At 69.2% G+C, this 24,969-nt stretch carries 30 protein-coding genes; 13 read left to right on the top strand and 17 right to left on the bottom strand.

Annotated elements, in window-relative coordinates:
- Positions 1 to 128: 128 nt before the first annotated feature.
- Positions 129 to 1,028, bottom strand: a complete 900-nt coding sequence (gene thiL / locus B2515_RS03040; protein WP_293873504.1) for a thiamine-phosphate kinase — start codon at positions 1,026 to 1,028, stop codon at positions 129 to 131.
- A gap of 94 nt (positions 1,029 to 1,122) precedes the next feature.
- Complete coding sequence (gene nusB / locus B2515_RS03035) at positions 1,123 to 1,575, bottom strand: transcription antitermination factor NusB (RefSeq protein ID WP_293873502.1); 453 nt, start codon at positions 1,573 to 1,575, stop codon at positions 1,123 to 1,125.
- 134 nt (positions 1,576 to 1,709) lie between these two features.
- On the opposite strand from nusB, the gene B2515_RS03030 reads away from it, so the two are divergent.
- On the top strand, positions 1,710 to 1,901 hold the full coding sequence (locus B2515_RS03030) for a hypothetical protein (RefSeq protein ID WP_293873500.1): 192 nt from the start codon (positions 1,710 to 1,712) through the stop codon (positions 1,899 to 1,901).
- A 39-nt stretch (positions 1,902 to 1,940) separates the two neighbouring features.
- Here the strand turns inward: B2515_RS03030 and B2515_RS03025 are convergent, their stop codons facing one another.
- The 3 genes from B2515_RS03025 to hisG all read right to left on the bottom strand — a co-directional run bounded on the left by B2515_RS03025 (position 1,941) and on the right by hisG (position 4,708).
- On the bottom strand, positions 1,941 to 2,495 hold the full coding sequence (locus B2515_RS03025; RefSeq protein WP_293873498.1) for a fasciclin domain-containing protein: 555 nt from the start codon (positions 2,493 to 2,495) through the stop codon (positions 1,941 to 1,943).
- Positions 2,496 to 2,756: 261 nt separating this feature from the next.
- Complete coding sequence (gene hisD, locus B2515_RS03020; protein WP_293873496.1) at positions 2,757 to 4,052, bottom strand: histidinol dehydrogenase; 1,296 nt, start codon at positions 4,050 to 4,052, stop codon at positions 2,757 to 2,759.
- Complete coding sequence (gene hisG, locus B2515_RS03015) at positions 4,049 to 4,708, bottom strand: ATP phosphoribosyltransferase (RefSeq protein WP_293873494.1); 660 nt, start codon at positions 4,706 to 4,708, stop codon at positions 4,049 to 4,051. The genes hisD and hisG overlap by 4 nt, the downstream gene beginning before the upstream one ends.
- Before the next feature lie 58 nt (positions 4,709 to 4,766).
- On the opposite strand from hisG, the gene B2515_RS03010 reads away from it, so the two are divergent.
- Positions 4,767 to 5,867, top strand: a complete 1,101-nt coding sequence (locus tag B2515_RS03010; protein ID WP_293873492.1) for a DUF2332 domain-containing protein — start codon at positions 4,767 to 4,769, stop codon at positions 5,865 to 5,867.
- A gap of 50 nt (positions 5,868 to 5,917) precedes the next feature.
- Positions 5,918 to 7,168 carry a DUF2254 domain-containing protein gene (locus B2515_RS03005; RefSeq protein WP_293873491.1) on the top strand — a complete coding sequence of 417 codons (1,251 nt, stop codon included), beginning with the start codon at positions 5,918 to 5,920 and terminating at the stop codon, positions 7,166 to 7,168.
- A gap of 46 nt (positions 7,169 to 7,214) precedes the next feature.
- Here B2515_RS03005 and B2515_RS03000 read toward each other — a convergent pair whose 3' ends face one another.
- The 6 genes from B2515_RS03000 to B2515_RS02975 form a co-directional block, all read right to left on the bottom strand.
- The gene (locus B2515_RS03000) at positions 7,215 to 7,697 is read right to left on the bottom strand and encodes an RcnB family protein (RefSeq protein WP_293873490.1); all 483 of its coding nucleotides are present in this window, start codon (positions 7,695 to 7,697) and stop codon (positions 7,215 to 7,217) included.
- 231 nt (positions 7,698 to 7,928) lie between these two features.
- Positions 7,929 to 8,813, bottom strand: a complete 885-nt coding sequence (locus tag B2515_RS02995; RefSeq protein ID WP_293873489.1) for an alpha/beta fold hydrolase — start codon at positions 8,811 to 8,813, stop codon at positions 7,929 to 7,931.
- Positions 8,814 to 8,859: 46 nt separating this feature from the next.
- A complete protein-coding gene (locus B2515_RS02990; protein ID WP_293873487.1) occupies positions 8,860 to 9,759 on the bottom strand; it encodes a pirin family protein in 900 nt (299 codons plus the stop codon).
- A complete protein-coding gene (locus B2515_RS02985) occupies positions 9,752 to 10,198 on the bottom strand; it encodes an NUDIX hydrolase (protein WP_293873485.1) in 447 nt (148 codons plus the stop codon). The genes B2515_RS02990 and B2515_RS02985 overlap by 8 nt, the downstream gene beginning before the upstream one ends.
- A gap of 81 nt (positions 10,199 to 10,279) precedes the next feature.
- Positions 10,280 to 10,993: a glutathione S-transferase gene (locus B2515_RS02980; protein WP_293873484.1), complete on the bottom strand. Its 714-nt coding sequence runs from the start codon at positions 10,991 to 10,993 to the stop codon at positions 10,280 to 10,282.
- A gap of 3 nt (positions 10,994 to 10,996) precedes the next feature.
- The gene (locus B2515_RS02975) at positions 10,997 to 11,281 is read right to left on the bottom strand and encodes a BolA family protein (RefSeq protein ID WP_293873483.1); all 285 of its coding nucleotides are present in this window, start codon (positions 11,279 to 11,281) and stop codon (positions 10,997 to 10,999) included.
- Positions 11,282 to 11,376: 95 nt separating this feature from the next.
- Between B2515_RS02975 and B2515_RS02970 the strand changes: the two genes are divergently transcribed.
- Entirely contained in the window at positions 11,377 to 11,931 is a 555-nt protein-coding gene (locus B2515_RS02970) for a J domain-containing protein (protein ID WP_293873531.1), read from the top strand.
- 22 nt (positions 11,932 to 11,953) lie between these two features.
- On the opposite strand, the gene B2515_RS02965 is transcribed toward B2515_RS02970, so the two are convergent.
- Genes B2515_RS02965 through B2515_RS02940 form a run of 5 tightly spaced genes read right to left on the bottom strand, consistent with a single transcriptional unit; the run spans position 11,954 to position 14,856 of the window.
- Positions 11,954 to 12,424, bottom strand: coding sequence for an SRPBCC family protein (locus tag B2515_RS02965; protein ID WP_293873481.1), 471 nt, complete (start codon positions 12,422 to 12,424; stop codon positions 11,954 to 11,956).
- Positions 12,421 to 12,912, bottom strand: a complete 492-nt coding sequence (locus B2515_RS02960) for a VOC family protein (RefSeq protein ID WP_293873478.1) — start codon at positions 12,910 to 12,912, stop codon at positions 12,421 to 12,423. Before B2515_RS02960 ends, B2515_RS02965 begins: the two co-directional genes overlap by 4 nt.
- Positions 12,909 to 13,694 (bottom strand): VOC family protein, encoded by a 786-nt coding sequence (locus tag B2515_RS02955; RefSeq protein ID WP_293873476.1) that lies wholly within the window; start codon positions 13,692 to 13,694, stop codon positions 12,909 to 12,911. Before B2515_RS02955 ends, B2515_RS02960 begins: the two co-directional genes overlap by 4 nt.
- A 14-nt stretch (positions 13,695 to 13,708) precedes the next feature.
- Positions 13,709 to 14,425 carry a DUF1428 domain-containing protein gene (locus B2515_RS17300; RefSeq protein WP_349676226.1) on the bottom strand — a complete coding sequence of 239 codons (717 nt, stop codon included), beginning with the start codon at positions 14,423 to 14,425 and terminating at the stop codon, positions 13,709 to 13,711.
- Positions 14,422 to 14,856, bottom strand: a complete 435-nt coding sequence (locus tag B2515_RS02940) for a VOC family protein (protein WP_293873474.1) — start codon at positions 14,854 to 14,856, stop codon at positions 14,422 to 14,424. The genes B2515_RS17300 and B2515_RS02940 overlap by 4 nt, the downstream gene beginning before the upstream one ends.
- Before the next feature lie 65 nt (positions 14,857 to 14,921).
- Between B2515_RS02940 and B2515_RS02935 the strand changes: the two genes are divergently transcribed.
- The 5 genes from B2515_RS02935 to cobT all read left to right on the top strand — a co-directional run bounded on the left by B2515_RS02935 (position 14,922) and on the right by cobT (position 19,211).
- The gene (locus B2515_RS02935) at positions 14,922 to 15,614 is read left to right on the top strand and encodes a winged helix-turn-helix transcriptional regulator (protein WP_293873472.1); all 693 of its coding nucleotides are present in this window, start codon (positions 14,922 to 14,924) and stop codon (positions 15,612 to 15,614) included.
- 123 nt (positions 15,615 to 15,737) lie between these two features.
- Positions 15,738 to 16,742 (top strand): cobaltochelatase subunit CobS, encoded by a 1,005-nt coding sequence (cobS, locus tag B2515_RS02930; RefSeq protein ID WP_293873470.1) that lies wholly within the window; start codon positions 15,738 to 15,740, stop codon positions 16,740 to 16,742.
- A 9-nt stretch (positions 16,743 to 16,751) separates the two neighbouring features.
- A complete protein-coding gene (locus tag B2515_RS02925) occupies positions 16,752 to 17,054 on the top strand; it encodes a nucleotidyltransferase family protein (protein ID WP_293873469.1) in 303 nt (100 codons plus the stop codon).
- Positions 17,044 to 17,385, top strand: coding sequence for a DUF86 domain-containing protein (locus B2515_RS02920; RefSeq protein ID WP_293873467.1), 342 nt, complete (start codon positions 17,044 to 17,046; stop codon positions 17,383 to 17,385). The genes B2515_RS02925 and B2515_RS02920 overlap by 11 nt, the downstream gene beginning before the upstream one ends.
- Entirely contained in the window at positions 17,385 to 19,211 is a 1,827-nt protein-coding gene (cobT, locus tag B2515_RS02915; RefSeq protein ID WP_293873464.1) for a cobaltochelatase subunit CobT, read from the top strand. Before B2515_RS02920 ends, cobT begins: the two co-directional genes overlap by 1 nt.
- Before the next feature lie 20 nt (positions 19,212 to 19,231).
- On the opposite strand, the gene B2515_RS02910 is transcribed toward cobT, so the two are convergent.
- Positions 19,232 to 20,197: a phosphatase PAP2 family protein gene (locus tag B2515_RS02910; protein WP_293873461.1), complete on the bottom strand. Its 966-nt coding sequence runs from the start codon at positions 20,195 to 20,197 to the stop codon at positions 19,232 to 19,234.
- A gap of 154 nt (positions 20,198 to 20,351) precedes the next feature.
- Between B2515_RS02910 and B2515_RS02905 the strand changes: the two genes are divergently transcribed.
- Genes B2515_RS02905 through B2515_RS02890 form a run of 4 tightly spaced genes read left to right on the top strand, consistent with a single transcriptional unit; the run spans position 20,352 to position 24,903 of the window.
- Positions 20,352 to 22,796 (top strand): TonB-dependent receptor, encoded by a 2,445-nt coding sequence (locus B2515_RS02905; RefSeq protein WP_293873458.1) that lies wholly within the window; start codon positions 20,352 to 20,354, stop codon positions 22,794 to 22,796.
- Between the two features lie 55 nt (positions 22,797 to 22,851).
- Positions 22,852 to 23,535 (top strand): Fe2+-dependent dioxygenase, encoded by a 684-nt coding sequence (locus tag B2515_RS02900; protein WP_293873455.1) that lies wholly within the window; start codon positions 22,852 to 22,854, stop codon positions 23,533 to 23,535.
- Positions 23,528 to 23,827, top strand: coding sequence for a ribbon-helix-helix domain-containing protein (locus B2515_RS02895; RefSeq protein WP_293873452.1), 300 nt, complete (start codon positions 23,528 to 23,530; stop codon positions 23,825 to 23,827). Before B2515_RS02900 ends, B2515_RS02895 begins: the two co-directional genes overlap by 8 nt.
- A complete protein-coding gene (locus B2515_RS02890; protein ID WP_293873449.1) occupies positions 23,824 to 24,903 on the top strand; it encodes a PepSY-associated TM helix domain-containing protein in 1,080 nt (359 codons plus the stop codon). Before B2515_RS02895 ends, B2515_RS02890 begins: the two co-directional genes overlap by 4 nt.
- Positions 24,904 to 24,969 lie beyond the last annotated feature (66 nt).

Below are 24,969 nucleotides of genomic sequence, written 5' to 3'. Positions count from 1 at the left end.
GGTGGTGCACTTCTTTCGTGAGTCCGGGGAATCCATAGACGCTACCGGTTCGACTCCGCGCGCGACGTCGACGTGTACGCACTCCCGGCTGCCTGGGGGCGACGGGATGGCCGCATGGCGACCCGGACCTAGTGCTCGAACCCCAGCCGCTCCGGCAGGGCGATCACCTCGTCGCCATCGTGAAGCGTCAGCCCCGTGCCGCGCGCGAAGCGGCCGAGGCGGGTGGCGGGGACGGCGGGCACGACATTGGCCGGCATCGCGAACAGCAGTTCGTAATCGTCGCCGGCGGTCGCCGCCCGCAGCCGCGCGGTGCGGTCCGTGCCGACGTGGGCGCGATAGGCGGCGGAAAGTGGCACTGCGGCTAGGTCGAGGATCACGCCGAGGCCGCTCGCCTCCGCCATCCGGGCGGCGTCGATCAGCAGCCCGTCGCTGATGTCCATCATCGCATGGGCGATGCGCGACAGCACGCGGCCCTCGGCGAGCCGCGGGATCGGGCGGCGATAGCGATCGGCGAGCTCCGCCGGCCCGTCCGCCCCGCGCGCGATGGCGAGGCCGGCGCCGGCGTCGCCGATCGTGCCGGTGACCCACAGGGCGTCGTTCTCGCCCGCGCCGCCGCGCGGCGGGGCCGGGGTGTCGCAGCCGAAGGCGGTGACGGTGAGGATCCGCGGCGCCCCCGCGGGCAGCGACACGGTATCGCCACCGAGCAGCGCGGTGCCGCAGGCGGCGAGCACTTCGCCGAGCCCGGCCAGAAAGGCGCGGTCCCAGCCGTCGTCGGACAGCGGATAGTTGAGCAGGATGCCGTCGGGCTTCGCGCCCTTGCCGGCGATGTCGGACAGGCTGGTCGCGACGACCTTCCACGCGACGTCGGCGGGCGTGTCGTCGGCGAGGAAGTGCACGCCCTCGACCAATGTATCGGTGGTGACGACCAGTGGCGCATGGACCAGCCGCGCGGCATCGTCGCGCAGCCCCCGCGCGGACGGGTGGAGCGGCAGGGTGCGCAGGGCGGCGAGGAAATCGGCTTCGGTCATGGCATCTGCCGGAGGGGAGGCTCGGGGCGGGGTGGGACATCGCCCCTCCCGCATCCGACCCTCTCCCCGTGGGGGGAGAGGGCGTTTCAGCGGGTCAGCGCACGTCCTTGGCGATGCCGTCGAGCAGGCCGTTGACGAAGCCCGCCTCGCGCCGTTCGTAGAAGGCGTGGGCGACGTCGACATATTCGCTGATCGTCGCGCCGACCGGCACGTCGGCACGCGCCATCAGTTCGTAGGTGCCGGCGCGCAGGATCGCCTTCATCGGCTTGTCGAGCCGCGCCAGCGTCCAGCCGCTCGCCAGCTTCTTCTCGATCGCGAGGTCGATCTCGCCGGCGCGGGCGGTCGTGCCTTTCACCAGATCGTCGAAGAAATCCTGATCGGCCTCGGCATATTCGGCGTCCTCGATGGTCGCGCCGAGCCGGTGGTTGTGGAATTCGTGGAGCAGCGCGGGCACGGCCGTGCCCTCCATCTCATGCTGGTAGAGCGCCTGGACGGCGGCGAGGCGGGCGGCGGCACGCGCCTGGGTGCGGTTCGAGGTTCGGGACATCGGCGGGGCATGTAGTCGCGTGCGCGTCATCCGTCACCCCTAAGGCGCGAATCGCTGCGCCGGGCATCCAAATTCCCGGTGGCTCGTTGGCAATATCAGGCACGTTGGGCACAGGCCGGACACAGGAGCTGGGCATGGGAGAAGGTGCGGACGGCGTCGCGATTGGCGTCGTGCTGTGGCTGGTCGCGGTATCGGTGGTGATGACCGCGGTCGGCGTCTGGCTGGCGCGCGGGCACCGGCTGCGCTCGCCGTGGATCGCGCTGGTCTGGGCGGTCGCCTCGATCGCGCCGCTGGTCGCCGCGGGGGGCTATCTGTACCTGCGGTGACGGTCCGGCGCCCGCGACTGCGCGGACGCCGGCGGCGCATCAGGGCATCAGCACCGTATCGACGACGTGGATGACGCCGTTCGACTGCATCACGTCCTTGATCGTCACATGACTGGTGCCGCCCTTGGCATCGGTCAGCATCAGCGTCTTGCCCATCATCGACGCGGTCAGCGGCTCGCCCTGCACGGTCGTCAGCGCCGCCTTGCCGCCGCCCGCCTTGATCGCCGCGGCGATCTGCTGCGAGGTCATCGTGCCGGCGACGACGTGATAGGTGAGGATATTGGTCAGCGTCGCCTTGTTCTCGGGCTTCACCAGCGTGTCGACGGTGCCGGCGGGCAGCTTGGCGAAGGCGGCGTTGGTCGGCGCGAAGACGGTGAACGGACCCGGGCCCGACAGCGTCTCGACCAGCCCCGCGGCCTTCACGGCGGCGACCAGCGTCGTGTGATCCTTCGAATTGACGGCATTCTCGACGATCGTCTTGGTCGGGTACATCGCGGCACCGCCGACCATCGGGTTCTTGGCCGCCGACATCGCCGGACCGGCGGCGAGCAGCGCGACCGCGGCGATCGCACCGCGGAACTGGAGCTTGGTCATTCGTACATCCTCTCGTGGCGCACCCTGTGCGGGTTGCTGCCGGGAGGAACGCTGCGGAATGGTCCGGGGATGCGTCCGCCGCGGAAGGATTTTCTCCCGCGACGGCGCGCGACCCGTCTAGGGTCGATCGCCATTCAGAAGATGACGTGCCGAAAACGGTGGTTTTGCGTGACCCGGAGCGCAGCGTACTTTCGGTACGTGAGCACCGGAAGCGCGCGAAACCGCCGTTTGCAGGCCGTCAGGGCTGCATGGCGATCGGCCCTAGCGGTTGAGCCGCAGCCGCAGCGCGACCGACCGGGCATGCGCGGGCAGCCCCTCGGCCTGCGCCAGCGCGACGGTGGCGGGGCCGAGTTCCGCCAGCGCGGTCTCGTCCAGCCCGAGGAAGCTGGTACGCTTCATGAAGTCGAGCACCGACAGGCCGCTCGCGAACCGGGCGCGGCGGCCGGTGGGCAGGACGTGGTTGGGGCCGGCGACGTAATCGCCGATCGCCTCGGGCGTGTGGCGGCCGAGGAAGACGCTGCCGGCGTGGCGGACCCGGTCGAACAGCGCCTGCGGGTCGTCGACCGCGAGCTGCAGATGTTCGGGGGCGAGGCGATCGATCAGTGGGCAGGCCTCGTCCAGCGATCGCACGACGACGATCGCGCCATTGGCGTCCCAGGCGGCGCGTGCCGTCGCGGCGGTGGGCAGGATCGCGAGCTCGTCGTCCACCGCCTGCGCGACGCGGGTCGCATAGGCGGCATCGTCGGTGAACAGGATCGATTGCGTCGTGGTGTCGTGCTCGGCCTGGCTGAGCAGGTCGGCGGCGGTGGTCTGCGGATCGTTCAGCGCATCGGCGACGACGACGATCTCGCTCGGGCCGGCGACCATGTCGATGCCGACGACGCCATAGACCTGCCGCTTCGCCTCCGCGACCCAGGCGTTGCCGGGGCCGGTGACGACGTCGACCGGCAGGATCCGGCCCGCGCCATAGGCGAGCGCGGCGATCGCCTGTGCGCCGCCGATCCGCCACACCTCGTCGACGCCCGCCAGATGCGCGGCGGCGAGGACGAGCGGGTTGATCGCGCCGTCGGGGGTGGGTGTCACCATCACGAGGCGCCCGACGCCCGCGACCTTGGCCGGAATCGCGTTCATCAGCAGCGACGAGGGATAGGCGGCGCGCCCGCCGGGGACGTAGATGCCCGCGGCATCGACCGCGCTCCAGCGCGCGCCGAGGCGGACGCCGACGGTATCGGTATAGTCGGTGTCCGCCGGCTTCTGGCGCTCGTGATAGGCGCGGATGCGGGTGGCGGCGAGGTCGAGCGCGTGGCGCAGCTCCGGCTCCAGCGCCTGATAGGCCGCGGCGCAGGCGGCGGGCTCGATCCGCCAGCCGGTCTCGTTCAGGTCGTGGCGGTCGAGCTTGCGGGTGAAGGCGGCGACCGCCGCCTCGCCGTCGTCGCGGACCGCGCGGATGATCGTCGCGACGTCGCGGGTGACGTCGGCGGACGCCTCGCGCCGCCCCTCGACCAGCGCGGTGAAGGCGTCGGCGAAGCCGGCGTCGGTGGTGTCGAGGCGGATCATCGGGCGTCTCCGGCGACCGCGCGGCGGAACGCCTCGACCAGTGGCACGACCTCCGCCCGCGTCTTCATCGCGGCGCGGTTGACGATCAGGCGGCTGGTGACCTCCGCGATCACCTCGACCTCGACCAGGCCGTTCTCCTTGAGCGTGCGGCCCGACGAGACGAGGTCGACGATGCGCGGCGCGAGGCCCAGCGTCGGCGCCAGCTCCATCGCGCCGTTCAGCTTGACGCATTCGGCCTGCACGCCGCGCGCGGCGAAATGCGCGGCGGTGATGTGCGGATATTTGGTGGCGACGCGGACGTGGCTCCACCCGCGCGGATCGTCGTTCGCCGCCATCGCGGCGGGCTCCGCGACCGAGATGCGGCAATGGCCGATGCCGAGGTCGACGGGCGCGTACAGCTCCGAATAGTCGAACTCCGCCAGCACGTCCGACCCGACGATGCCGAGCTGCGCGGCGCCATGCGCGACAAAGGTCGCGACGTCGAAGGCGCGGACGCGGATCAGCTCGATATGGCCGACGTCGGTGGCGAAGCGCAGCGCGCGGCTGTCCGGATCGCCGAACGCCGCCTCCGGATGCACGCCGGCGCGGGCGAGCAGGGGAAGGGCCTCGGCGAGGATGCGGCCTTTCGGCACGGCGATGACTAATGGAGCTGGCACGCGCCGGGCTTTACTGGTGGTGCAGGGTAGGCGCAACACATCCACCGAGGAGACAGGCATGGGCAGCGAGGGGGAGAACCGGGCGGCGTTCGCGGTGCAGGCGGGCTATTGCGCGGCGATGGCGGCGCCGGTCACCGCGCGCCTCTGCACCGCGCTGGGCGAGGCGCTCGACCGCAGCAGCGAAACCGGGCGGCGGGTGCTCGACTGGCCCGGCGAGCCGGTCGCGGACGCAGTGGTGCTGCGGCTGGTCGGCGGGCTGCACGCGCTGCACCGGGCGGGCGCAGACGCGGCGCTGTCGCGCGTGTTCGACGGCGTCGTGACCGATGAGGCGGCGGTCGCAGCGGCGCTCGGACGGGTGGTGCGCGAACACGATGCGGCGCTGCTGCCCTGGCTCGACGGCCCGCCGCAGACCAACGAGGCGGCGCGGTCGGCGGGGCTGATGACCGGTCTGCTGCATCTGGCGCGACGCTATGGCCCGCGGATCGAGGTGCTGGAGATCGGATCGAGCGCGGGCCTCAACCTGATGATCGGGCACTATCGCTTCGATCTGGGTGGCGTGACGGTCGGACCGGAGGATGCCGCGGTGCGGATCGTGCCGGCATGGCGCGGCGTTGCGCCGCCCGCCGCCGAGATCGCGGTGGTCGGCGCGCGCGGCGTCGACATCGCGCCGGTCGACGTCGCCGACCCGAGCCAGGCCGCGCGGCTGGCGGCCTATGTCTGGGTCGACGCGCAGGAGCGGCTCGCGCGGCTCGCGGCGGCGATCGGCGAGGTCCGTGCGCATGGCGTCGATCTGGTGCGGGGCGATGCCGCCGACTGGGTCGAGGCGCGGCTTGCCGAACCGCAGGCGGCAGGCGTGACGCGGGTGCTGATGCATTCGGTGGTGTGGCAATATCTGCCCGCCGACGGCCGCGCGCGGATCGTCGCGGCGATGGCGGCGGCGGGCGCACGCGCCGGTGCGGAGCGGCCGCTCGGCTGGGTGATGATGGAGCCCAACCGCGATCTCCACCGGCATGAGGTGCGGGTGCGCGGCTGGCCGGGGGATACGCCGATGGAACTGGTGGCGCTGACCCATGCGCATGGCGCCTGGGTGGAGGGGCTGGCGGCCCCGTACGAGACGCGCGACTATGTCATGCGGCGCGGGGCCTACGAGGCGGATTGATCCGAACCGGCCGGCGGTGCGTTGTCGGTGCCTGTCGAACGGGGGGCATCATGACGGGCGGTTATCTGGCGGGGCGCGGTGCCTATCTGCTGCATCAGCTGACGCGGCGGATCTGGCTGCGGGCGTCGCTGTTCAGCATCGCGGGCGTGCTGACCGCGCTGCTGGCGGCACGGCTGGCGCCGTTCATCCCCGACGAGCTGAGCCTGACCGTCGGCGGCAAGGCGGTCGACAACATCCTGACCATCCTCGCGTCGAGCATGCTGGCGGTGACCACCTTCGCGCTGTCGGCGGCGGTCACCGCTTATGGCGCGGCGACCAGCACGGTGACGCCGCGCGCGACGCAATTGCTGATCGAGGACCGCTTCACCCAGAATGCGCTGTCGACCTTCGTCGGCACGTTCCTGTTCAGCATCGTCGGCATCATCGCGCTGACCACCGGCTTCTACGGCGACAGGGGGCGGGTGGTCCTGTTCTTCGCGACGGTCGTCATCGTCGCGATCATCGCGATCACGCTGCTGCGCTGGATCCAGCATCTCTCGACCTTCGGCCGGGTACAGGACACGATCGAGCGGGTCGAGCGCGCCGCGCTGACCGCGATGACGGCCTGGGCGGAGGCACCATGTCTCGGCGGGGCGGCGGCGGTGGCGGTGCCGGCCGCGGCGCATGCGGTCCGCGCGGACGACACCGGCTACGTCGGCCATATCGACATGGTGGCCTTGTGCCGCCTCGCGACGCAGCGCGACCTGATCGTGCATGTCGCCACCTTGCCGGGCACCTTCGTCCACCCCGGCCGCGCGGTCGCGCAGGTCGAGGGGGCGTGCGATGCGGCGACGCTCGCCGCCGTCCGTCGCGCCTTCGCGGTGAAGCCGGACCGCAATTTCGATCAGGACCCGCGGTTCGGCCTGATCGTGCTGTCGGAGATCGCGGCGCGGGCGCTGTCGCCAGCAACCAACGATCCCGGCACCGCCATCCGCGTCATCGGCGGCGCGCATCGCGTGCTCGCGGCCCTGATCGATACGCAGGCGGACGGCGCCAGGCGGTTCGAGCGCGTGCATGTGCCGGATCTCGACATCGACGATCTGTTCGTCGACGTCTTCCGTCCGATCGCGCGCGACGGGGCGGGGGTGGTCGAGGTGCAGTTGCGCCTGCAGGCGACGCTGGCGGCGCTGGCGGATCACGCGCCGGAACGGTTCGGCGCGGCGGCACGCGCGGCATCACGATCGGCGATGACGCGGGCCGAAGCGGCGCTGGATGTCGGGGATCTCGCCGCACTGCGCAGCGGCGACGTCCAGCGCGGCTGATATGGAAAAGGCCCGGGGCGGCGCGAACCGCCCCGGGCCCGGTGCCTCAATAGAAGAAGCGGTTGTAGACCTGCGTCACGCGGCCCGAGCGGGTGTCGACCAGCACGACGTCGTTGCCGTAGCGGACCCAGCGCTGATAGCCGAAGCCCGGACGCGGCAGGCGATAGGTCTGGTAATCGTTGATCCAGTAGTTCCGCCCGTAATATTGCGGGGCGAAGCGATAGCCGACCGCGACCGGGCGATAGCGATAGCCGCGCGGGCCGGCATAGGCGCCGCGGGTGTAGACGTTGCGGTGGCTGCGGCGATAGTCGCGCCAGTCCTCGCGCAGCTCGCGGCGATCCTCGCGGACCTCGCGGCGCGCCTCGCGGATGTCGCCGCGGTCGCCGTAGCGGCGCGCCTCGGCGAGTTCGCGCTGGCTCTGGCGCACCTCGCGCTCGCTCTGGCGCACTTCGCGGGCGCTCTGCGCGGTGGCGGCACCGGCGGGCAGGATGGTCGCGGCGGCCAGCGCGGCGATGATGAACTTACGCATGATACGTCTCTCCTCGTAACGGGCCGCCGATCCCCGGGGGGATCGGCATGGCGGCGTTCTGCGCCGCCGCGGCTGAACGCATGAGGAATGTTTTGGTCAGCGAAGCGAAAGGGTTGGCGGGCGCGTCGTCCCCGTCCTCACCCTTCGGCACTGCGCGCTTCCCCCTCTCTCCATGGGAGAGGGGACGAGACGGCGCAGCCGGCAAGGGGCGAGGACAGGCGCGCGGCCGTGTCAGATGTTCCACCGCCGCAACGCTGCGACCACCGCCTCGGGCTTTTCCCACGGCACGAAATGCCCGGCGTCGATCTTCTCGACGGTCAGCTTCGGCACATAGGGGCCGAGGTCGTCGACCAGCACCGGTAGCAGCGCGCTGTCGCGCATGCCCCAGATCACCAGCGTGTCCTGCGTCACCGGCGGGAACGGCCGGTCGAGGAAGGCGGGGCGGGGCGCGTCCTCGTCCACCGCGGGGACGATCACGCCCGACGCGCGATACCAGTTGAGCATTGCGGTGATCGCGCCCGGCTGCGACCATTCGTCGAGATAGGCGGCCTTGTCCGCGCCCGCGATCGTTTCGGTGACGTGGTGGGCGAAGGTCGAGCCGAAGAACCGCTCCAGCCCCGCGCCGGTCAGGCCCTGGTCGATCGTCGTGTCGCGGAAGCGGGTGATATACTGGCTCGCCTTGCGCTGTGCCGGTTCCTCGATCAGCGTGCGCTGGAAGAGGAACGGGTGCGGCGCGTTGACGATCACCAGCCGCGCGACGCGATCGGGCCGGGCGAGCGCCGCCATCCATGCGATCGCGCCGCCCCAGTCGTGGCCGACCAGCGTGAAGCGGTCGATGCCGAGATGGTCGGCGAGCGCGATCAGGTCGGCGAGGATTCTTTCCGCGGCATACTGCTCGACCCCCTCCGGCTTCGACGATCGCGCGAAGCCGCGCTGGTCGGGGGCGACGACATAATGGTCGCGGGCGAGGTCGGGGACGATGCCGCGCCACGTCCGGTGCGATTCGGGGAAACCGTGCAGCAGGATGACCGGCGGATGCGCGGGATCGCCGGCGATGGCGACGTCGAGGTCGACGCCGGTGGGAAGCGCGATCCGTCGCAGCGGTGTGGCGGTCATGGGGTCTCTCCTGCTATTATCGTTGTCGTCCTTCCCCGGCTCCCGTCTACGGGTAGCTGACCGTGTTCGGCACCTCGGGGATCGGAATCCATTCCTTGTCGTCGCCCGGCACGACCGGGAATTCGCCCGCCTTCCACGCGCGCTTCGCCTCGTTGATCCGGTCGCGGCTGGAGCTGACGAAATTCCACCAGACGTGGCGCGGCGTGCGGAAGGCGTCGCCGCCCGCCAGCATCGCGCGCCCGCCGCTGCCCGAGCGCAGCGTCGCGGCGATGCCGGGGCGCAGCACGTACAACTTCATCGGCTCCAGCGGCACCCCCTCCAGCGTCGCCTCGCCCATCGCGAGGTACACCGCGCGTTCCTCGGCGGCGGCGTCGATCGGAATGCTGGCGCCGGGGGCGAGCAGGATGTCGGCGTAGACGGTGCCGGCATAGGTGGTCGTCGGCGCACGCTGCCCCCACAATTCGCCCATGATGATGCGTGCGCGGGCGCCATGCGCCGCCAGCGTCGGCAGCTGCGCGCGGGTGACGTGTTCGAACGCGGGATCGATCTCCTCCTGCGCCTCGGGCAGCGCCAGCCAGGTCTGGATGCCCGACAGCGCGGGGCCCTGACTGCGCTCGTCGTCGGGGGAGCGTTCCGAATGGACGATGCCATGGCCCGCGGTCATCAGATTGACCGCGCCGGGCTCGATCCGCGCCCGCGTGCCGAGCGAATCGCGATGGTCGATCGCGCCGTCGAACAGATAGGTCACCGTCGCGAGGTTGATGTGCGGATGCGGGCGCACGTCGATGCCGTTGCCGACCTCGAGATGCGCCGGCCCCATCTGGTCGAAGAACAGGAACGGCCCGACCATCGTCCGCTCCTTGTTGGGCAGCGTCCGGTGGACCTTGAACCCGCCCAGATCGTGGGTGACGGGGGTGATCGTCTGGAGCACGAAATCGTCAAGCATCGGTCGGCTCCGTCGCGGCGAGCAGAAGGGCAAGGTCGGCAGGGTAGATGGTTTCCGGCCAGCCGGCCAGTTCGCCCACCTCGAACCAGCGCGACCCGGCGAGCAGCCGCTGTTCCAGCGCGGTGAGCGCGCCGGCGGCGACCTCGTGCGCGTCGACGTCGACGCGGAAATAGCGTTCGTCGGCGGTCACCTCGACGCCTTCGAAGGTCAGGAATTCGGCGGTGCGCTGCGCGACCTCGGGCCCGCAGTCGACGTCCAGCCCGACCTCTTCCCACAATTCGCGGCGCGCGGCCCGTTCGTAGCTTTCGCCCGGATCGACCGCGCCGCCGGGGGTGCACCAGAGCGGCGGGCGATCGTCCGGGGTGAACCGCATCAGCAGCACGCGGCGGCGCGCGTCGACGAGCAGGATGCGGGCGGCGGGGCGGGGGGCGCGGGGCATGGCCGGCGTCCTAACGCGTGCCGGATGGGGTGCGAAGGACGAAAGGGGAAACGCTGCTTTCCCACTCCCGCCGCCACGGCCTCACGCCCCGTCCAGCTCCGGATAATGGCGGAAGATGCCGTCCTCGTTGAATGGCAGCCGCCGGTCGCTCTTCATATAGGCGCGGATGCCGGGCAGGTCGGCGACCACCGCATGGACGCCCAGCAGGTTCGGATAGTCCGGCTCCAGCGTCGCCATTCGGCGCGGGAACATGTAGCGGAGCCCCTCGACCAGCTGGAACAGCGAGGTGTCGCCATAGGTCCAGCGATGGTCGATCAGCCAGTCGCTCGGCCCCTGGCTGGCGGCATCCTCAAAATGGTCGAGATATTTGGGCAGCCGCTCGTCGCGGAACTGGGTTGCGGCGCGCGCCGCCTCGGGCTTCTGGTCGTCGTAATAGTCCATCATCCCGACCGGGTGGTGGACGTTGTGGATCTCCGCGACGAAATCCGCGATCGTCAGCTGCAGCTGATTGAGCCAGTAGCGGTCGGCAATGTTGGACGGCACCAGATCGTGCTGCTGCCCCAGGAACTGGAGGATGTTGGCGACCTGCGCGATGGCGTGGCTGTCGAACGCCAGATAGGGCGGCGCGAACGGCCCGCGCCCCCTGGTCGCGCGCGCCTCGAGGTCGGCCATCATCGCCTCCGCCCCCTCGTCGCGGGCGCAATCCTCATAGTCGAGGCCGGCGGCCTCCAGCGCGAGACGGACGAATTCGCCGCGCCCCTGGATCGTGGGCCAGTACCACAGCCGATAGGCCATTCGTCATTCTCCGGGCGCGCGGGCCCGGATGGCAAGCGCATGGATACGCGTCGACAACAGATCGGCGAGCGCTTGGTTCACCGCGCGCTGGCGGGCGACGCGGCTGGCGCCGATGAACGATGCGCTTTCGACGATCACGGTGAAGTGGGATTCGCCGGTGCCGTCGTCGCCCATATGGCCGGCGTGATGATGGCTGTCGTTGACCACCTCGAGATGCGTCGGGTCGAGTGCAGCGGTCAGCCGGGCGGCGATGACGTCTTGCAGCGGAGCGGTGGCGGTGTCGGTCATCGCGCCTATATAGCGGCATTGCGCAAGCTTAGGGAGCGTTCGTGGCGCGCGGGAGCGATAAGAAGGAACGGCCGCACACCAGGTTTCACGGCCGGATGGAATCGCAGGGCCGGGTATGTGCCGAGCCGGGGTGTCCGGAGCCGGGCGAGTTTCGCGCGCCGCCGCTGGAGGGCGCGGCCGACGGCGGCGGCCCGGGCGCGTTCCGCTGGATGTGCCTCGACCATGTGCGCGCGTTCAACAGCCGCTACAATTATTTCGACGGCATGACCGCCGACGAGATCCATCATGCGCAGCGCCCGCTGGCGGGGTGGGAGCGGGAGACGCGCGCCTTCGCGCGGGCGGGCAGTGGCGACCAGGGGCCGCGCTGGGCGGACTTCAACGATCCGCTCGACGCGATCGGCGCCCGCTACCGCCGCGAGGTCGCGCCCGAACGCACCGACGGCAAGCCGCTGTCCGGGCAGGATCGCGCCAGCCTCAAGGTACTGGGCCTCGCGGCGGACGCCGACCGGTCGGCGCTGCGCAAACGCTATTCCGAGCTGGTCCGGAAATATCACCCGGATCGCAACGGCGGCGACCGCAGTCACGAGGCGATGCTGCAAAAGGTGATCGCCGCCTATCAGCAGCTGCGTCAGGCGCCCGCCTTCGCGTGAGGCGCGAGGCCACCGGCACCGCTCAGGCGGCGCCATCTCCCCGGACCGGCGGGAGGCCGAGCGCGATCGCCTCCAGCTGGTCGGTCGCGGCGTTCCAGCCGGCCTCGAACCCCATCGCCGCATGGCTGTCCTTCGCCTCCTGCGTCCAGTGGCGCGCGATGGCGGTGTAGCGGGTCCTGCCGCCTTCCGCGGCGAAGCTGTCGATGCGGACCATGAACGGGCCGGCGGGGTGCCAGCCGGCGGTGAAGGCGTCGGTCGAGACGATGCGCTCCCCCGGTACCACCTCCAGATAGACGCCCTCCAGCCGGTTCTCCTCGCCGTCCGGGCCGCGCATCACGATCGTCGACCGGCCGCCGGAGCGCAGCTCTTGCGTGACGAACTCGGCCTGCCACGGTTTCGGGCAGAACCACGCGCCGGTATCCTCCGTCCACGCGCGCCAGACCGCGTCGACCGGCGCATCGATCAGGCGGGTGATCGACAGTTCGTGACTCATGCACTCTCTCCCCGGACGGCGGCGTCGATCGCCGCGATGTTGATTTTGGTCATGCCCATCATCGCGGTGAAGGCGCGGCCCCGCGCATCGGCGTCGGGATGCGACAGCGCTGCCGTTAACGTGCGCGGGACGATCTGCCAGCGGACGCCCCAGCGGTCCGAACACCAGCTGCACTGGCTTTCGGCGCCACCGTTGCCGACGATCGCGTTCCACAGCCGGTCGGTTTCCTGCTGCGTGTCGGTGAAGACCTGGAACGAGACGGCATTGCCGTGCGGGACCCCGCCGCCGCCGTTCAGTCCCACGAATGGCGTACCGCAGACGGTGAATTCGACGGTCAGCACGTCGCCCTGCTGCCCCGCGGGATAGTCGCCGGGCGCGCGGGTGACCCTGTCGACGCGCGAATCCGGGAAGGTCGCGGCATAGAAGGTCGCCGCGGCCTCCGCCGCGCCGTCGAACCACAGGCAGACCGCCATCGGCACGGGCATCATGCCGCGCCCTCGCGTGGGCCGACCATGCCGACCTGATGGCCGGCACGGTCGACGATATTGGCCGAATAGTCGCCGCCGGGTATCGGGTCCGGTCCCTGGATCAGCTTGCCGCCGTTCCCTTCCGCGGTGGCGATCGCCGCGTCGATGTCGGCGACGAGGAAATAGACGTTCCACTGCTGCGGCGCCCGGGTGAGCGTGCTCGACATCACCGCGCCCGGCCGCGCCGCGCCTGCGCCCAGAAAGGCATAGTCGCCCATCTCGCCCATCGGCATCGCCCCCTCCTTCGTCCAGCCGAACAGCCCGCCGTAGAAGGCGAAGGCGCCGTCGGGATCGGGCGTCGCGAGTTCGATCCACACCGCATGGCCGTGCGCGCCGGGCGCCTGCCTGAACGGGCGGGCGTCGTCTTCCGCGAACGGCTGCATCACCGACAGCGGCACCCCCTGCGGATCGCGCAGCACGGCGAAGCGGCCGACGTGCGGGATGTCCATCGGCCCGAACACGATCCGGCCGCCCAGCGCGCCCGCCTTCGCCAGCGTCGCCGCGATATCATGGGCGAGCAGGTAGAGCGACCAGCCGCCGCCCGGCGGTGCGCCCGGCGGCGGCGTCATCAGCCCGGCGACCGCCTCGCCATCGGCGGCGGCCGCGAGGACATAGCCGCCATGCTCGGCCACCGGCGACGTCCGCATCGTCCAGCCGAACACGCGTTCGTAGAAGGTCGCCGCCGCCGCCTGATCGGGCGTGCTGAGTTCGAACCAGATCGGATCGCCATCGGAAAGGGGCATCGTCGTCGCTCCCGTCAGGACTGGAACAGGGTGGCGAAACCGCCATAGACCATGCGCTTGCCGTCGAACGGCATGTCCTCGGGCGCCATCTGCATGCGCGCGTCGGCCATCACCTTCTCCATGCCCGCGTCGCGCACCGCCTTCGACGGCCATTCGACCCAGGAGAAGACGACCGTTTCGCCTTCCTCGAGCTGCAGCGCCTGCGGAAAGCTGGTCATTGTGCCGGGGGATACGTCGTTGCCCCACGCCTCGACCACCCGGGTGGCGCCGTGGTCGCGGAACACCGCCTCCGCCCGCGTCGCCATCGCGACATAGGCCTGCCGGTCGCCGGCGGGCATCAGGAAGCCGTCGATATAGCCGGTGCCGGGGGAGGGCGCACCGGTGTCGACCACCGTCTCGAACCCGCCATAGATCATCCGCCGGCCGTCGAACGGCATCGTCGCGGCGAGCGCCTCCATCTCGGGCGCCGCCATGATCTGCGTCGCCGCCGCATCGCGCGCCGCCTTGTCGGGATATTCGATCCAGCTGAACACCACCGTCTCGTCCTCGCCCGCCTGCACGGCGCGATGGAAATCGGTGCGCGTGCCGTGAGGCACGTCGTTGCCCCAGCCTTCGCACTGGCGGGTCGCCCCCGCCGCGCGCAGCAGCGCCCAGCCGCTGACCGCATGGTCGCGATAGGCGTCGCGGCTGGCGGTCGGCACCGCGACGACGAAGCCATCGATATAGGTCATTGCGAACCTCCCTGTTGCGGCGTCATCGCCTGTTCGGCCGCGGCCATGTCCATGTGGAACGGACCCCAGCCGTGGCCGTCCGGGTCCTCGAACGCCCGGCTGTACATGAAGCCATGATCCTCGGGATCGTGCAACTCGCGGCCGCCCGCGGCCAGCGCCGCCAGCGTGATCGCATCCACCGCGGCGCGATCCTCGAACGACAGCGCGAGCAGGGCGCCGCTCTGCTCGTGCGCATCGATGATCCGCTTGGCGGTGAAGGTCGCGTAAAAGGCCCGGTCGAGCAGCATCACGACGATCGCGTCGGACCATGCCATCGACGATGCCTGCGCGTTGGAGAACATCGCATTCTTCTCGAAACCCAGCGCCTCGTAGAAGGCGGTCGCCCTGCCGACATCGGCCACCGGCAGGTTCACGAAGATCATCTTGGGCATGGCAAACGCTTCCTCTCCGAATCGTCTCTGGCAATTGATGCGCCCCGGAATTACATAAAGCAACCATGAAGTCAGAAAAGATAACCAAGGAGTCGCGGCGCTGGTATGACGACGCCTGCGGCACCGCGCTGGCGCTCGAATTCGTCGGCGAGCGCTGGTCGCTACTGATCCTGCGCGAACTGATGTTCGGGCCGCGGCGGTTCGGCGAGATCAAGGCGCAACTGGCCGGGATCAGCGCCAACGTGCTGACCCAGCGGCTCGCCAGTCTCGAGGCAGGCGGGATGCTGGTCCGCCAATTGCTGCCCTCGCCGGCGTCGGTGCAGGTCTATGCGCTGACCGACTGGGGTCATGAGATCGAGCCGGTGTTGCAGACGATGGGCCGTTGGGCGACGCGATCGCCGCTACACGATCCGACCCTGCCGTTCTCGCCCGCCTCGGCGATGCTGTCGCTGCGCACGATGATCGATCCGGTCAGGGCGGGCGACCTCAGGATGACGATCGGCTTTCGATTAGGCGGCGACCGGTTCCTCGGGCGGCTGGCGGACGGCGATCTCGCGATCACCCGCGCCGATCCGGACGGGGCCGATGTCGTCGTCGAAACCGATCCGACCCCGCTCGCGGTGTGGATCTACGTCAAGCGGCCGCTCGCCGAGGCGGAGGCGGACGGTTCGCTGCGGATCGTCGGCGACCGCGCGCTGGCGGTGCGGTTCGCCGATCTGTTCGCGTTGCCGGCCAAGATCATGCCTCCGGCGGCTTGACGGCGCGACGATCCGTTTCCACTGCATATCGTTGCGCCGTTCGTTCGCATTGTGCGTTAGGAAGGGCCGACCGACATTTTGCCGCCCTCCGTTTGCCCCAGCCCGAATGGTGCCCCGACCGCGATGACCGACATTCCCAACACCCAGCCCGACAGCCGCGAAACCACGATCCTGGACGCCCCCGACAAGATGGTCGGCGTGCGCGACCTGTTCGGCATCGACAGCGACATGCAGGTGCCCGCCTTCAGCGAGGCGGACGAGCGCGTCCCCGACCTCGATCCCGCTTATGTGTTCGATCCCGATACGACGCTGGCGGTGCTGGCGGGCTTCGCGCACAACCGCCGCGTGATGGTGCAGGGCTATCACGGCACCGGCAAGTCGAGCCATATCGAACAGGTCGCGGCGCGCCTCAACTGGCCGTGCATCCGCATCAACCTCGACGCGCATATCAGCCGCATCGACCTGATCGGCCGCGATGCTATCGTGCTGCGTGACGGTCAGCAGGTGACCGAATTCCGCGAGGGGTTGCTGCCCTGGGCATTGCAGACGCCGACCGCTCTGGTGTTCGACGAATATGACGCGGGCCGCCCCGACGTGATGTTCGTGATCCAGCGCGTGCTGGAGACGGAGGGCAAGCTGACGCTGCTCGACCAGAACCGCGTCATCCGTCCCAACCCGTGGTTCCGCCTGTTCGCGACCGCCAATACGGTCGGCCTGGGCGACACGAGCGGGCTGTATCACGGCACGCAGCAGATCAACCAGGGCCAGATGGACCGCTGGAACATCGTCGTCACGCTCAACTACCTGCCCGCCGCGATCGAATCGCAGATCGTGCTTGCCAAGTCGGGCGAATATGACAAGCCGGAGGGCAAGAAGACCGTCGACAACATGGTCCGCGTCGCCGACATGACGCGCAAGGGATTCATCAACGGCGACATCTCGACGGTGATGAGCCCGCGCACCGTCATCACCTGGGCGCAGAATACGCTGATCTTCGGCGACGTCGGCTTCGCATTCCGGTTGAGCTTCCTCAACAAATGCGACGAAAACGAACGCCCGCTGGTCGCGGAATATTACCAGCGCGTGTTCGGCAAGGACCTGCCGGAAAGCGTGGTCGGGAAGGCGTAGGAGGACGGCGTGACGAAGGCCGAGGCTCTGACAAGGTTGCGCGCGCGCGAAGAAGATTTGCGGCGCCTCGGGATCACACGTCTCGCACTCTTCGGTTCGACGGCCCGCGACGAAGCCCGGCCGGATTCCGACGTCGATCTGGTCGCGTCGATCGATTACGATGCGGTCCGGGCACTTGGCCCCTTCGGCTTCTTCGGCATCGAAGGAAAGATCGAGGACATGCTCGGTGCGAAGGTCGATTTCATGACCGAGCCGACCGACGAAATTCGTCTGCGTGCCGCGATCGACCGGGATCGTGTCCGTGTCTTCTGACCGCGTGCGATTGCGACTGGAACATATCGTCGAATATTCCGATCATATCGCGGAGTATCTGACGGGGTATGACCTCGACCGGTTTCTGGCCGATCGCAAGACGGTGGATGCAGTCGAACGCTGTTTGGAACGCGTTGCAGAGGCGATCGTACAGATCGGTCCGGATGCGATCGCAGCGATGGAGATTCCCCTGCCGTGGAACGAGATTCGTGGTCTCGGCAATCGCCTTCGGCACGAATACAGACGGATCGACAGGCGTCTGATCTTCGATATCGCGCGAAACGACATACCGCCGCTTCGCGATTCTGTTCTGCGGGCATTGGGCGAATAATGGCGAACGAAACCCCCCTCGACCGGTTCAAGGCGGTCCTCGCCGGCACGGCGCGTGCGATCGCCGAGGAGCCGGAGGTGGAACTGGCGTTCACCGCGGACCAGCCGACGCAGAGCGGCAAGCATATCAAGGTGCCGATGCCCGCGCGCGCCCTGCCGGCCGAGCAGGTCGCCGAGGCGCGCGGCTTCGCCGATGGCTTCGCGCTGCGGCTGAAGCATCACGACACCGCGATGCACCTCAAGGGTGCGCCGGCCGAGGCGGTGGCGCGCGCGGTGTTCGACGCGGTCGAGACCGCGCGGATCGAGGCGCTCGGCAGCCGCGGCTATGCCGGTATCGCCGACAATCTGGCGCATTCGCTCGACGTGCGGCTGCGCGCCGATCCGATCACCCGCGCCCGCACGCGCGAAGAGGTCCCGCTGTCCACCGCTTTGTCGCTGCTGGTGCGCGAAAAGCTGACCGGGGTGGAGGCGCCCGCCGTCGCTGCGCCGGGCCTAGCGCTGGTGCGCGAATGGATCGATGCGCGTACCGACCTGTCCGCGCTCAGCCTCGCGCTCGACGACCAGCGCGCGTTCCAGAGTCTCGCGATGAAGATGCTCGAAGAGCTCGAACTGGTCGAGGGCGAGGTGCTGCCCGAGGATGCCGACGACGGCGGATCGGAGGACGAAGGCACCGACGAACAGCAGCAGGACGAGAGCGAGGAGGGCGACGACGACCAGGCGGGGCAGGGCGACGGCGAGGTCGATGCCCGCGGCGAGGCGCAAGAATCGGACAGCGACGACGGCGAGGGCCAGGAATTCGGCGACGAATCGATGGACGACCTCGACGGCGAACCCGGCGACGATGGCGAGGAGGGGATGCAGCCGGTCCGCCCCAACCGGCCGAACAGCGACTTCATGCCGCAGTTCGAATACAAGCCGTGGACGACGCAGTTCGACGAGGTGGTCGCCGCGACCGACCTGTGCGACGCCGAGGAGCTGGCGCGGCTGCGCGGCTATCTCGACCAGCAGCTGGCGCATCTGCAATCCGCGGTGTCGAAGCTCGCCAACCGGTTGCAGCGGCGGTTGATGGCGCAGCAGTCGCGCTCGTGGGACTTCGATCAGGACGAAGGAATGCTCGACGCCGCGCGCCTCGCCCGCGTCGTCGTCACCCCCGGCCAGTCGCTCAGCTACAAGATCGAGCGCGAGACGGATTTCCGCGACACGGTGGTGACGCTGCTGATCGACAATTCGGGGTCGATGCGCGGCCGGCCGATCGGCATCGCCGCGATCAGCGCCGACATCCTCGCGCGGACGCTGGAGCGGTGCGGCGTCAAGACCGAGATCCTCGGCTTCACCACCCGCGCGTGGAAGGGCGGGCAGGCGCGCGAGACGTGGCTCGCTGCCGGCCGCCCGCCGCAGCCGGGCCGGCTCAACGACATCCGCCACATCGTCTACAAGAAGGCGGACGAGCCGTGGCGGCGCGCGCGCACCAACCTCGGCCTGATGATGCGCGAGGGGCTGCTCAAGGAGAATATCGACGGCGAGGCGCTGCTGTGGGCGCATGCGCGGCTGATGGCGCGGCCCGAGGAGCGGCGCATCCTGATGGTCATCAGCGACGGCGCTCCGGTCGACGATTCGACGCTGTCGGTCAATTCGGGCAGCTATCTGGAGCGGCACCTGCGTCAGGTGATCGGCTGGATCGAGGGCAAGTCCCCGGTCGAGCTGGTCGCGATCGGCATCGGCCACGACGTGACGCGCTATTATGCGCGCGCGGTAACGATCATGGACGCCGAACAGCTCGGCGGCACGATCATCGAACAACTCGCGGCGCTGTTCGATACCCCGTGACGCATGTCGCCCGCAGTCGATCAGCGGACAGCCAGTATGTCCTGTGGCCGGGAGCCCGCCGTTTCTGCCGGTCGACCCGATGCGGCGGAGGCGTGAACCGAGGCGGTAATGGTTATTGCAACAAGGGCGATCGCCGCGCCGGCCAATACGTCAACGATGTAGTGGCCACCGATCGGGACGGTTGACATCAGCATCGCCGCGTTGATGGCGACGATCGCAAATCCGGCTGCCGCGTGCCGGCCGTAATAGCCGAGAATGATCGCCCCGGCCGCATGGAAGCTGGGGAACGTCACGATACCCACGATCGGCGCGGCGCCCAGCGCGCGGAGCTGCCCGCTTCTGATCGCCGTAATCAGCGGCTCGAAATCCCATGCGGCGGTAACGAGCACATACGGGAAGTCGGCCGGTCTGGTACCGTAATGCAAATAGCCGCCAAGCGCCGGCGCAACCGGCATCGCCAGGACGCACAGGGTCGACGCGAGGAGCCAGGTGAGCGTGATCGACCGCGCTTCGCGATGTCTGCGGCGGAGCACCAACAAGCCGAGTATGACGAAGGGCTGCCAAGACAGGCTGCTGTAGACGAACGACAATATCGCCGTTGTCAGCGGCCGTCGCGAAAAGAACGTCGCGATATCCAGCCAGCTCGAACCGAACAGACCGCGGTCGATCGCGATCAGGATATCGTCGACATAGGGCGCCTTGGTCGCCGCGAGCGTGCAAGTGACCGCTGATAATATCACGGCACTGGCCAGCAGGAGCAGGTAGCATTCCAGCAACAGCGCGGCATCGGACATGCGACGGCGGGTCAGCGCGGCCACCGCTGCGGATAGCAGCAGACCCGCAATGCCCAAAAGCGCGATCGCCGGGAGATCGTAGCGAAAGCCGAAGGCACCCATACATGCCACTGCGCCCGTCGCTTGCCCCATGAGCAATGCGTACGCGGGCCGTTGGCTACGCATCGCCGGCAACTTGGAAACGTCGAACACCCCGGGGCCTTCATGCTGCGTCGCCGGCGGGAATGCCACGGCAGCGTTAAAAAGCCGTTGGGGGTGGGCTGTTCTTATTCATGCATGTCACTCGCAATAGCGTTGACGATGATAATCATTCGCATTAAGCGCCCCTCAACGAAGGGGGACTTACATGAAGACATCGTCATTCCTCGCACTCTCGTGCGTCGGGTTCATCGCATCGGCGCCGGCCATGGCGGCCGACACCGCGCCGGCGAGTGCGGCAGAGCGGGCGAAAGCGATCGCCGATGCACAGGCGCAGGATGCGAAGCGGTCGGTCGAGCGCGACGAGATCGTCGTCAACGGCAAGAACGATGCCGCACCCGGCGTCGTCGAGAGCCCCAAGGCGACCAGCGCGATCATCGACACGCCGCAGACGATCACCGTCATCTCCGACCAGGTGATCCGCAAGCAGAACCTCCAGACCCTGCGCGACGCGCTGCAGACGATCCCGGGCATCACCTTCGGTGCCGGCGAGGGCGGCGGCGGCTATGGTGACAGCATCAACCTGCGCGGCTATTCGGCCAACAACGACATCACCGTCGACGGCATCCGCGACAGCGCGCAGTACAGCCGGACCGACCCGTTCAACATCCAGCAGATCGAGGTCTACAATGGCGCCAACTCGGTCTTCAACGGCTCGGGCAGCGTCGGCGGCACGATCAACCTCGTCACCAAGGAGCCGCGCGCCGAGGACCTGACGATCGTGCAGGGATCGGTCGGCACCGACGAGTATTATCGCGGCGCGATCGATGCCAACCGCCGCGTCGGCGACAATATCGCGGTGCGGCTGAACGGCGCCTATCACCGCAACGACGTGCCCGGCCGCGATGTCGAGAAGTATAAGCGCTGGGGCATCGCTCCTTCGGTGACGATCGGCATCGACGGGCCGACCAGCCTGACGCTCGCCTATGTCCATCAGGAGGATCGCAACACGCCGATCTATGGCGTCCCCTATTTCCGCAACGCCTTCAACAATGGCCCCTTGGCCGGGGTGGATCGCAGCGACTATTTCGGCATCGCCAACCTCGACCGGCAGGATACGACGGTCGATCGCTTCACCGCGACCTTCCGCCATCAGGTCAACGACGCGCTGTCGGTGCGCAACCTGACCCGGTGGCAGCGCGTCGGCCAGTATAGCGTCACCAGCGCGCCGCAGGGCACCTATTGCCTGACCGCGACCAACCGGACGCCGACGGGCACCGCCTGCACCGCGACGCTCGCCAATTTCGCCGATGCCGCGGGCGTGTTCCGCCCGAGCCAGACGATCACCGTCGCGCCGGGGCTGTACCAGCCGAGCGGTCCGCGCGGGCTGGTGCGCGATCAGGAGAACCAGCTGCTCGTCAACCAGACCGACATCCGGCTGGAAACGGGCGAGAAGGGCGGCATCCGCAACGTCGCCAACGTCGGCATGTCCGCGTCGGTCGAGGATTATGCGATCACCGCCGCATCGCTGCCGCGCAACGGCGCCGGCGCGCTCGTCGTGCTGCCGCAGATCAACTTCGGCAACCCCAACACCGTCTATACCGGGCCGATCAACTATACGGTGACGGCGCAGTCCAAATCGGAGACGCGCAACCTCGCGGTCTATGCGTTCGATACGCTGGAGTTGGGGCGCTATTTCGAGCTGAACGGCGGCGTCCGCTGGGAAGTGCAGGATGCGACGTTCCGCGGTCTGCCGCTCGCCGTCGTGCCGCCGGGGACCGCCGCGCTGACCGCCGCGCAGCAGGCGCCGCAGACCAGCCATGAAAAGCTGTTCTCCTACCGCGTCGGCGCGGTGTTCCACCCAATTCGCGACGTCAGCCTCTATGCCGGCTACGGCAATGCCAGGACGCCGTCGTCGGCGACCGTCCGCCTCGGCTGCGGCGTCGCCTCGGCGGCGGGTGCGGTGGTGTTCGATCCGTGCGACGTCGCACCGGAGACCGCCAAGAACTATGAGGCGGGGATCAAGGCCGGGCTGTTCGGTCGCCGGCTGGAACTGACCGCGGCGGTGTTCCGCAACGAACGGACCAACTTCCGCGTCGCGTCGAACGATCCGGTCCTGCCGGCGGCGACGCAGGTGCTCGACGGACGCGCCCGCGTCGACGGCATCGCGCTCGGCGCATCGGGCAACGTCACCCGCGCTTGGACGATCTTCGCCAATTACACCTATCTCGACGGCGAGATCCTCCAGTCGATCTCCGACCGCTGCATCGCCAATCCCAGCACGGCGTGCGGCAACAGCGCCGCGAACCCCGATCCGCAGCGGGGCACCTATTTCGTCCAGACCCCGAAGCATTCGGGCAGTCTGTTCACCACCTACAAGCTGCCGTTCGGGCTCGAGGTCGGCTATGGCCTGACCTATCAGGGCAGCTTCGCGCTCAACGCGGCCAGCCTCGCCGCGCCGACGCAATACCGGTCGGACGATTACCTGATCCACCGCGCCTATCTGGCCTACAGCTTCGCCGGCGGCCTGACCGCGCAGGTCAACGTCCAGAACTTCACCAACGAGAAATATTACACCACCATCCGCAACAACGGCTGGGCCGCGCCGGGCGAGGCGCGCTCGGCGGTGCTGAGCCTGTTCTACAGCTTCTAGGCTTGCTAGCTTCTCCCCGCCCCCCGGCGGGGAGGAGACCCGGACGCACGATGACATGCTGATCGCCATTCCCGATGTGCTCGACGCCGACGGCGTGGCGCGGCTGCGCGCGCTGATCGACGCGGCCGACTGGGTGGACGGCAACGTCACCTCCGGTCCGCAGGCGGCGCTCGCCAAGCGCAACCAGCAATTGCCGGAGGATGCGCCGGCCACGCGCGAGGCGGCGGCGATGGTGCTGGAGGCGCTGGGGCGTTCGCCCCTGTTCTTCGCGGCGGCGCTGCCGCTCAAGGTGTTCCCACCGCTGTTCAACCGCTATGCCGGCGGGCAGGATTTTGGCCTCCACGTCGACAATGCGATCCGCATCCAGCGCGGCACCGACTTCCGCATCCGCTCCGATTTGTCGGCGACGCTGTTCCTCGAAGACCCGGCGGCCTATGATGGCGGCGAACTGGTGATCGAGGACCAGTTCGGTCCGCAGACGGTGAAGCTGCCTGCCGGGCACCTCGTCCTCTATCCCGCATCCAGTCTGCACCGCGTCACGCCGGTGACGCGCGGGGTACGCACCGCATCCTTCTTCTGGCTGCAATCCATGGTCCGCGACGACGGCGAGCGGCGGACCCTCTTCGAACTCGACGGCGCGATCCAGTCGGTCGCGGCGGCGCAGGGGCAGGGCGATCCCACCGTCGTACGGCTGACCGGCATCTATCACAATCTGCTGCGCCGCTGGGCCGATGCCTGAGGTCACGCCGCCGCCGTTCGGCTTCGAAGGGCCGGTCAAGCGCTCGATCACCATCGCCGGCCATCAGACCTCGATCAGCCTCGAGCCTGCCTATTGGCGCGCACTGGAGCTGGCCGCGGTCGCCCATGCGCTGCCGCTGTCCGCGCTGGTCGCGCAGATCGACGTGCTGCGCATCGCCGCGGACGAACCGCCCAACCTCGCCAGCGCGCTGCGCAGCTGGCTGTTCGCGGCGCGATTGACCGAACAGGACCTGCATGCGACCCCCGTCCGGGAGGACGGGAGCGACGGATGAGCACAGTGGCATGGCGGCGGACGTGGTTTCAGGTCCACAAATGGATCGGGCTGACGCTTGCGATCCTGATCGTGCCGCTGTCGCTGTCGGGCGCCGCGCTGGTCTGGCATGACGGGCTCGACCGGCTGGTCAATCCGTCGCGCTATGCGGTGACGGGCGATGCGCTGCTGTCCGCGGACGCCTATCTCGCCGCCGCGCATGCGGCGCTGCCGCCCGGTGACCGGGTGGCGCAACTGACCATGCCCGAAGCCGGCGGCCCGGTGGTGATCGCGGCGCAGCCGGCGGACGCGCAGCCCGCCCGGCGCGGGCCGCCGGCGCGGACGATGGTCTATCTCGATCCGCCGACCGCGCGCGTGTTGCAGGTCGCGCCCGGCAATGCGGGGCTCGTCCGCTTCCTCCACGTCCTGCACGGCAGTTTGCAGGTGCCCGGCATCGGGCGGCAGATCGTCGGCTGGATCGGCGTGGCGATGATGGTGTCGTGCTTCACCGGTCTGTGGCTGTGGTGGCCGACGGTCGGCACCTGGGTGAAGGGGCTGCGCTGGCGGCGGCATCGGAACACCGACACCAACCTGCACTTCGTCATGGGCTTCTGGATCGCCTTGCCGCTGTTCGTCCTGTCGCTGACCGGCGCGTGGATCAGCTTTCCCGGCGTCTTCGCGCGTCTGACCGGCGGCGTACCGCGGGGGGCCGATCGGTCCGCGACGCTGCGCGCACCGGCGCTCGCCGATCCCGCCCAGCCGATCGGCACCGTCGTCGCGCGCGCCAATACCGTGCGGCAGGGACCGATCCGCAGCATCGCTTGGCCGACGACGCGCACGCCCGACTGGACGGTGACCTATGCCGGCGGCGGCACCGTCAAGGTGGCGGACGACGGCGGCATCGCGGTCGCCGCGCCGTCGCGCGCACCCGGCGGGACCGCGCAGCTGATGCGCCGCATCCACGACGGCGAGGGGATGGGGATCGTCTGGCAGCTGGTGATCTTCGTCGGCGGTCTGCTGCCCGCAGCGCTGGCGGTGACGGGGATCATCATGTGGTGGCGCGCCCGCGGCTGGCGCGCGCGGGTGGCGCGGCGCTAACCGGACCCTGATCCGTTCGGCCCTTCGACGGGCTCGGGGCGAACGGCGCGTTCCTGTCCCTCCCCC

The sequence above is a fragment of the Sphingomonas sp. UBA978 genome (genome assembly GCF_002292295.1).
GTDB lineage: Bacteria > Pseudomonadota > Alphaproteobacteria > Sphingomonadales > Sphingomonadaceae > Sphingomonas.
This window is presented reverse-complemented; position numbering and strand designations above follow the sequence as displayed.

Bases quoted from the DNA above. Each gene is read 5' to 3' on its own strand.
- B2515_RS03030 (WP_293873500.1), top strand. From the start codon at position 1,710: ATGGGAGAAGGTGCGGACGGCGTCGCGATTGGCGTCGTGCTGTGGCTG.
- B2515_RS03025 (WP_293873498.1), bottom strand. From the start codon at position 2,495: ATGACCAAGCTCCAGTTCCGCGGTGCGATCGCCGCGGTCGCGCTGCTC.
- B2515_RS02965 (WP_293873481.1), bottom strand. From the start codon at position 12,424: ATGAGTCACGAACTGTCGATCACCCGCCTGATCGATGCGCCGGTCGAC.
- B2515_RS03000 (WP_293873490.1), bottom strand. From the start codon at position 7,697: ATGCGTAAGTTCATCATCGCCGCGCTGGCCGCCGCGACCATCCTGCCC.
- B2515_RS02995 (WP_293873489.1), bottom strand. From the start codon at position 8,813: ATGACCGCCACACCGCTGCGACGGATCGCGCTTCCCACCGGCGTCGAC.
- cobS (WP_293873470.1), top strand. From the start codon at position 15,738: ATGACCGACATTCCCAACACCCAGCCCGACAGCCGCGAAACCACGATC.
- B2515_RS03010 (WP_293873492.1), top strand. From the start codon at position 4,767: ATGGGCAGCGAGGGGGAGAACCGGGCGGCGTTCGCGGTGCAGGCGGGC.
- B2515_RS02960 (WP_293873478.1), bottom strand. From the start codon at position 12,912: ATGATGCCCGTGCCGATGGCGGTCTGCCTGTGGTTCGACGGCGCGGCG.
- B2515_RS02900 (WP_293873455.1), top strand. From the start codon at position 22,852: ATGCTGATCGCCATTCCCGATGTGCTCGACGCCGACGGCGTGGCGCGG.
- B2515_RS17300 (WP_349676226.1), bottom strand. From the start codon at position 14,425: ATGACCTATATCGATGGCTTCGTCGTCGCGGTGCCGACCGCCAGCCGC.
- hisD (WP_293873496.1), bottom strand. From the start codon at position 4,052: ATGATCCGCCTCGACACCACCGACGCCGGCTTCGCCGACGCCTTCACC.
- B2515_RS02975 (WP_293873483.1), bottom strand. From the start codon at position 11,281: ATGACCGACACCGCCACCGCTCCGCTGCAAGACGTCATCGCCGCCCGG.
- cobT (WP_293873464.1), top strand. From the start codon at position 17,385: ATGGCGAACGAAACCCCCCTCGACCGGTTCAAGGCGGTCCTCGCCGGC.
- B2515_RS02905 (WP_293873458.1), top strand. From the start codon at position 20,352: ATGAAGACATCGTCATTCCTCGCACTCTCGTGCGTCGGGTTCATCGCA.
- B2515_RS02970 (WP_293873531.1), top strand. From the start codon at position 11,377: ATGGAATCGCAGGGCCGGGTATGTGCCGAGCCGGGGTGTCCGGAGCCG.
- B2515_RS02935 (WP_293873472.1), top strand. From the start codon at position 14,922: ATGAAGTCAGAAAAGATAACCAAGGAGTCGCGGCGCTGGTATGACGAC.
- B2515_RS02990 (WP_293873487.1), bottom strand. From the start codon at position 9,759: ATGCTTGACGATTTCGTGCTCCAGACGATCACCCCCGTCACCCACGAT.
- B2515_RS02890 (WP_293873449.1), top strand. From the start codon at position 23,824: ATGAGCACAGTGGCATGGCGGCGGACGTGGTTTCAGGTCCACAAATGG.
- B2515_RS02895 (WP_293873452.1), top strand. From the start codon at position 23,528: ATGCCTGAGGTCACGCCGCCGCCGTTCGGCTTCGAAGGGCCGGTCAAG.
- thiL (WP_293873504.1), bottom strand. From the start codon at position 1,028: ATGACCGAAGCCGATTTCCTCGCCGCCCTGCGCACCCTGCCGCTCCAC.
- nusB (WP_293873502.1), bottom strand. From the start codon at position 1,575: ATGTCCCGAACCTCGAACCGCACCCAGGCGCGTGCCGCCGCCCGCCTC.
- B2515_RS03005 (WP_293873491.1), top strand. From the start codon at position 5,918: ATGACGGGCGGTTATCTGGCGGGGCGCGGTGCCTATCTGCTGCATCAG.
- B2515_RS02955 (WP_293873476.1), bottom strand. From the start codon at position 13,694: ATGCCCCTTTCCGATGGCGATCCGATCTGGTTCGAACTCAGCACGCCC.
- B2515_RS02985 (WP_293873485.1), bottom strand. From the start codon at position 10,198: ATGCCCCGCGCCCCCCGCCCCGCCGCCCGCATCCTGCTCGTCGACGCG.
- B2515_RS02940 (WP_293873474.1), bottom strand. From the start codon at position 14,856: ATGCCCAAGATGATCTTCGTGAACCTGCCGGTGGCCGATGTCGGCAGG.
- B2515_RS02980 (WP_293873484.1), bottom strand. From the start codon at position 10,993: ATGGCCTATCGGCTGTGGTACTGGCCCACGATCCAGGGGCGCGGCGAA.